Origin of the sequence: Enterovibrio norvegicus DSM 15893 (genome assembly GCF_900115495.1) — a bacterium.
Taxonomy (GTDB): Bacteria; Pseudomonadota; Gammaproteobacteria; order Enterobacterales; family Vibrionaceae; genus Enterovibrio; species Enterovibrio norvegicus.
Genome location: NZ_FOWR01000066.1, coordinates 1 through 6,911, shown reverse-complemented (window position 1 = coordinate 6,911; position 6,911 = coordinate 1). Strand labels below are relative to the sequence as shown.

Genomic DNA, 6,911 nt, shown 5'->3' with positions numbered 1-6,911 from the left:
GGGAATGATTACCTTAATGGCGGTAACGACAACGATAAACTCTACGGTCAAGATGGCAACGATACCTTGGTCGGTGGCCATGGTAACGACCACCTCGATGGCGGCGAGCATGATGACAAACTCTACGGCGAATGGGGCAATGACCGTTTAGAAGGCGGCAACGGCAACGATGCGCTGTACGGTCAAGACGGGAATGATGTCCTCGTTGGCGGTCACGGTAACGACCACCTCGACGGCGGTGAGCATGATGACAAACTCTACGGCCAATGGGGCAATGACCGCTTAGAAGGTAGGAATGGCAACGATGGCCTGTGGGGTGAAGACGGCGATGATGTGCTCGTCGGTGGACACGGCGATGACCACCTCAATGGTGGCAATGGCAATGACGCACTCCACGGCGAGTGGGGCAATGATGACATGCACGGCCTTGCCGGTGACGACAAACTTTATGGTTGGACAGGCAACGATACCCTGCGTGGTGGTGATGGCAATGACCACCTCGATGGCCAACAAGATAATGACACCCTTTATGGCGATAATGGCCATGACACCCTATTAGGTGGCGCCGGGAATGATTACCTTAATGGCGGTAACGACAACGATAAACTCTACGGTCAAGATGGCAACGATACCTTGGTCGGTGGCCATGGTAACGACCTGCTTTATGGCAATAGCGGCGATGATGTTCTCCATGGTCAATGGGGTAATGATTATATTGAGGGTAATGGCGGTAACGATTGGATCTATGGTGGAGACAATGAGGACCGTCTCTTGGGTCTGGGGCAGAATGACCGCATTTGGGGCGGAAATGGCCATGATTATATCGATGGTGGCAACGACGGAGACTGGCTATACGGTGAGGCTGGTAATGACACTATCATCGGTGGCACAGGGAATGACCATATCGAAGGGGGGGATGGAAACGATAACCTCAGCGGTGATGGGCACGATGACCTGATCTACGGCGGGGCTGGCGACGACACCATTTCAGGCGGTAATGAAAAGGACCAACTTCACGGCGGTGATGGCGTCGACAGAATTTGGGGCGGTGCCGACAATGACCTGATCCACGGTAATTCAGGTAACGACCACCTTTGGGGCGATGATGGCCAAGATACCATTATTGGGGATGGTGGTAATGACTGCATATACGGCGGTAATAATCATGACAAGCTCTATGGTGAAGGTCATCGCGACACCATTTTTGGTGGCACAGGTAACGATTACATCGATGGTGGTAACGACGCAGACAGATTATTTGGAGAGTCCGGTCATGACACCATTGTTGGAGGCACAGGCAATGACCATATCGAAGGGGGGGATGGAAACGATAACCTCAGCGGCGATGGACATGATGACAAGATCTATGGCGGAGCTGGCAACGACACCATTTCAGGCGGTAATGAAAAGGACCAACTTCACGGTGGAGACGGCGCTGATAGTATTTTTGGCGGAAACGATCAAGACTTCATCCAAGGTAACGCCGGTAATGATCACCTGTGGGGAGGGACTGGAAAAGATACGTTTGATTTTGAACGGTGGGATGGACATGATGTGATCAAGGATTTCTCGCTAAGACAAGGCGATACCATCCAAATAGATGCTTCACTGGCGACGCATTTTGGGCAAATTTCTTATTGGCAGAACGGATCAAGTGCAGAGTTATACATAAATCACAATGTTCGCGTGACGCTAGAAAATTTCTCAGCGTCTGATATCGATAAAGATTTGTTCTCTTTTAGTTAGTCTTACCTCTAAACGACAGAACATTGAAAAATGAAAAGCGGGGCAACAGCAGTTGCCCCGCTTTTTTTGACAAAGAAAAACTATCCCATCACTGAATGAATCATGCCTCGTGTCATCTTCTTGGCCCGATAAAATATAAGCAGGACATATCGTTGAGGGAAAATGCATGCACAACAACACTTCAAAACCACTCGCAGTCATCGCGGGTTATGGAGAGGGCTTAGGCCACGCCATAAAGAAAACCTTTGAAGATGACGGCTATCGCGTTGTCACCATCAGTAGAGAGAACGCCATGATCCTCGCTGACACAACCGACCCGAACGAAGTTAATCGCGCTTTCTCCCAGATTGAAACACTCTACGGCATACCCAACGTTGTCATCTGTAACACTGCTTTACTCACTATAGAGCGTTTTTTTGTCACAACGTCGAGCCAATTTGAGCAAACATGGCGAGCATCGGTAATGAGTGTGTTTAATATTGCGCAGGCAGTAATTCCTTCAATGATAAAAGCTGGAAACGGTTCACTCTTAGTCACGGGAGCAACCGCTGGAATGAAAGGTAGTAAAAACTTCAGCGCTTTTGCATCGGCAAAGTTTGCTTTAAGGGGGTTAACGCAGTCACTTGCGAGAGAGTTTCAACCCAATAGAATTCACATCGCTCACCTCATCATAGACGGTATTATTTGGTCAGAAAAAAGTAGAGAACGCTTCCCTACCCTTGTTAAAGATCATGCAATTCAGCCCGATGATGCAGCGATGACATATCTATATTTAGCAAAGCAGCCAGTCACAGCTTGGACACACGAAGTGGACATTCGCCCCTATAGAGAAGTTTTTTAACTCGGAGCTATTACCATGAAAACAATGACGGACACCTTGATTATCGGTGGTGGGTTGAGTGGTTTATATGCAGCTCACCTTTTAGAGCAACAAGGGCAAGATTATGTGTTGTTCGAAGCGCGAGATCGCTTTGGCGGTCGCATCGTTTCAGCGTCTCTCAACAACGACAACCAGGGACAAGTCGATCTTGGCCCCTCATGGTATTGGCCAAATATCAACCCACAATTGGGAGCGCTCATCGATGCGCTAAACATTTCGACCTATAAACAATTCTCTCACGGTCATTACTTGGTCGATAAAATGCGTGGTGCCCCGCCTCAAGCCATCAACATTGGTTATGACATCATGCCAGACACCTTCCGACTTCAAGGGGGCATGCAAATGTTAGTCAACGGTTTGTTGGATAAACTGCCGTCTGAAAATGGCTTACTAAACACCCAAGTCACGGCAGTTTCAAAGCAAACTGACGACACTTATGCCGTGGAATATAAACACAATGGCGACGTAGGCACCCTAATGGCAAAGCATATTGTGTTCGCCATGCCTCTTAGATTGGTCTCTCAAAATATTACGTTTCATCCAGCGCTCGATCCTGCACTTAAAAAGGCATTCGACAGCACCGATACGTGGATGGCTGCGCACGCAAAAGCAGTGTTGATCTACGAGACGCCCTTTTGGCGCGAAATGGGATTTTCTGGTTCAGTAAACAGCAATGTTGGTCCATTGGTAGAAATTCATGATGCATCACCCGAAATCAATGGCAAGCCAGAATACGGAGCAATCATGGGCTTTATGGGTATTAATGGTTCTGCGAGGAAAACCGCAGGAGATGAAACATTGAAGAAACTGATTCTTCAACAGGCCGTTCGACTGTTTGGACAAGCAGCCCAACACCCCATCAGCATTGAATATGTAGATTGGTATCAAGAGCCGTTTACCGCAACCAAAGAAGATATTGCAAGCTCACATGGTGTCTATGGCATTAAGACCAAAGACATGTCGCACCCAAATATCGTATTTGCAGGAACGGAAGCATCCCGCAAGTATGGTGGCTACTTGGAAGGAGCATTAGATGCAGCAAACACTGCAGTGAGTAAGTTGGTTTCACCCAATGCAGCGCTTTCTTCGTGCTAAGGGTGTGTCTCACTATATTCCCTCTAACAGAGCTATCAGTGCGTCGAATTTTCTCTATTTAGTCATACATCATCGTTTGAATACTCATTCACTATTCATTCAAACGATGATGTAATGAAAAGTCTGACACTGAAATGACTAAAAATTGAAGGACTCCGATGTAACACAAAGGAAACACATGTAATTACCCTTATCAATGTCTCATATCTTCAAGGTCACACATGACATTTTTTACACTCCACCCAAAGATGGAAAAGTATTAAGTGTGAATATGAATTCATACAACAATTCAGAATGCAATGATTACCTAATACACATTCAATATGGGCATTTACTCTCCCAGTAGAACAGGCATACTCATACCAAAATTGAAATTAATCATTAAAATCAATTAAATAAAATCATTTAAATGCATAAAAATTTGATTCAGCTAACATATGTAAGCCGAAACGTAATGAAAAATATCAGTTCAGAAGTATTGGGTAACAGAATTCAAATAATTCATACTTTTATCGTAACACATGTAAAGTTAAGTAATATTTTTAATACTACTTAACTTTTTTAGACATTCACCCCTACCATACATTCATTCATCAAAAAAAATTTTTTATCATATATTTCAGAGTAATACACAAAACACACCAGTGAAAAATACAAGTTAAACAATTGAGTAGGTCCATTCGCGAATTAATACAACGTTCCTTCCCCCCCATTCTTTTCTAATCAACTGTCAAAACACATCATTTCCTAACAGTCATCGTCTCTTTTTTGGGACACTTGAAGTTACGCCAAGAGATGTTGTTGCTATTACCTTTTCGTCAAAGTTTGTATCAAACGTCCTATAAGAAAAACAAAAATATCTATTCAAATGCAACCGGGAGCAATACATGTCAAATATCATCAATGGAACTAATGGCGACGACAAAATCAAAGGAACCACCGGCAAAGATATCATTTATGGTCATGGGGGTAATGACTATATACAAGGTGATGGCGATACCGATTTTATTTACGGTGGTGATGGTGATGACACTGTCATTGGCGGTGATGGAACTGACGAAGTTCATGGTGGTGCTGGTAATGATTGGGTACGTGGCGGTTTTGTTGATGACGAGCTTTACGGTGATGACGGCGACGACCTTGTTGAAGGTGGATTGGGCGATGACACACTTCATGGTGGGAATGGCAACGATCGACTCTTCGGCAACGAAGGGGACGACACAATAAATGGCGACGCTGGCGATGACAAAATCAGGTCAGGCGACGGCAACGATATTGCCAACGGTGGCAGTGGAAGAGATGTCATTTTTGGTGACGACGGAGATGACACATTAAGAGGTGATGCTGGCAACGATGTTCTCTGGGGTGGCGAAGGCACTGATACCCTTGAAGGTGGCGACGACAACGACGCACTTTGGGGCGGTAACGGCAATGACCTGCTTTATGGCCAAGAGGGCGACGACAGCCTTCATGGCGAAAATGGCAATGACACATTAAGCGGTGGCGCCGGAAATGACAGCCTTTACGGCGATGCTGGTGATGACACCCTCTCAGGCGGAACGGGCAATGATTCCCTTTTTGGTGGTGACGGCGTTGATAACCTAAAAGGTGAAGATGGTGACGATACGCTCTATGGCGGACTAGGTAACGACCAACTTGATGGTGGTAACGACAACGACACACTTTACGGAAACGAAGGCGATGATGCGCTAAAAGGTGGCGCTGGTGACGATGTCCTATTCGGTGACTCCAGTGATGGCAATACACCTGGCCTTGGGGGCTCTGGTGAATTATCAATTCCCGGAGAAAACACAAATACCGACTCTGATGGAAATGACACTCTTCACGCTGGAGAAGGTGATGACACCCTTTATGGTCAAGGCGGTGACGACAAACTCTATGGCGAGAGTGGCGATGACAAAGCCTATGGCGGCAAAGGAAATGACACAGTTGTTGGTGGCCTAGGCGATGATCTTCTGAACGGTGGCGATGGCAATGACTCGCTAGACGGTGGAAGCGATAACGACAGCCTGTATGGTGAAAATGGCGTTGACAACCTTATTGGTGGTGCCGGTAACGATTACCTCAATGGCGGCAATGATAACGACAAGCTTTATGGTCAAGACAACGACGACACCCTTGTCGGCGGTGCCGGTAATGACTATCTAGACGGTGGCAATCACGATGATCGCCTGTTTGGTGATGACGGCGACGACCACGTTGTCGGCGGTCTAGGAAATGATGAACTCCATGGTGGTAGCGGTAATGATCTACTCCAATCTGGTGACGGTAACGACACACTGCATGGAAACTCAGGTAACGACCGCATCGACGGCGGTACAGGCAATGATGAGTTATACGGCGACGAAGGCAATGACCGTTTACGCGGCGGTGCGGGCGCCGACTTACTCAAAGGCGGCATAGGGAACGATGAGCTTCATGGCGATGCCGACAACGATGTTATCCATGGAGAGGATGGTGATGACAAAGTTTACGCTGGTACGGGTGACGATACGGTAGATGGCGGCACAGGTAATGACACCATTTATGGTCAAGACGGCAATGATGTCCTCTCCGGCGGTGCAGGTAATGACGGCATTGACGGCGGCACGGGCAATGACCTTGTGTACGGCAATGACGGCAATGATGGCCTGTCAGGCGGTGACGGCAATGACTATGTCCACGGCGGCGCAGGTAATGACCGACTCTACGGTAACAACGGTGACGACCATTTAGTCGGCGATTCAGGTGACGATTTACTGGTGGGTGGCCACGGTAACGACCTGCTCCAATCCGGCGACGGTAACGACAAACTCTACGGCGAATCGGGTAACGACCGCATCGACGGCGGGAACGGCAACGATGAACTGTACGGCCAAGATGGCGATGACCGTTTACGCGGCGGTGCCGGTGCTGACTTGCTCAAAGGCGGCACAGGTAACGATGAACTGCACGGCGATGCCGACAACGACGTTATCTACGGTGAAGACGGCGACGATAAAATCTATGCCGGTACGGGTAATGATGCTGTCGACGGCGGCAACCACAACGACACCATTTACGGCCAAGACGGTAACGATGCCCTCTCTGGTGGTGAAGGCAATGATTACGTTAATGGCGGTAACCACAACGATACCCTTTACGGTAACAATGGCGATGACCACTTGGTTGGCGAGCATGGCAATGACCT

Annotated in this window: 4 protein-coding genes; all 4 read left to right on the top strand. The window is 47.6% G+C overall.

The window, feature by feature from the left end; translation table 11 throughout:
- Nucleotides 1-1,746 (top strand): calcium-binding protein (locus tag BM082_RS25010; protein WP_244276080.1); only part of this gene is annotated, 1,746 nt, incomplete at its 5' end.
- Nucleotides 1,747-1,912: 166 nt separating this feature from the next.
- A complete protein-coding gene (locus BM082_RS23575; protein WP_017014879.1) occupies nucleotides 1,913-2,587 on the top strand; it encodes an SDR family NAD(P)-dependent oxidoreductase in 675 nt (224 codons plus the stop codon).
- 15 nt (nucleotides 2,588-2,602) lie between these two features.
- Nucleotides 2,603-3,721, top strand: coding sequence for a flavin monoamine oxidase family protein (locus BM082_RS23570; RefSeq protein WP_074928857.1), 1,119 nt, complete (start codon nucleotides 2,603-2,605; stop codon nucleotides 3,719-3,721).
- A gap of 887 nt (nucleotides 3,722-4,608) precedes the next feature.
- A partial coding sequence (locus BM082_RS25455; protein ID WP_425285244.1) for a calcium-binding protein occupies nucleotides 4,609-6,911 on the top strand: 2,303 nt, incomplete at its 3' end.

Coding starts and splice junctions, on each gene's coding strand:
- BM082_RS23570 (WP_074928857.1), top strand. CDS start 2,603: ATGAAAACAATGACGGACACCTTGATTATCGGTGGTGGGTTGAGTGGT.
- BM082_RS23575 (WP_017014879.1), top strand. CDS start 1,913: ATGCACAACAACACTTCAAAACCACTCGCAGTCATCGCGGGTTATGGA.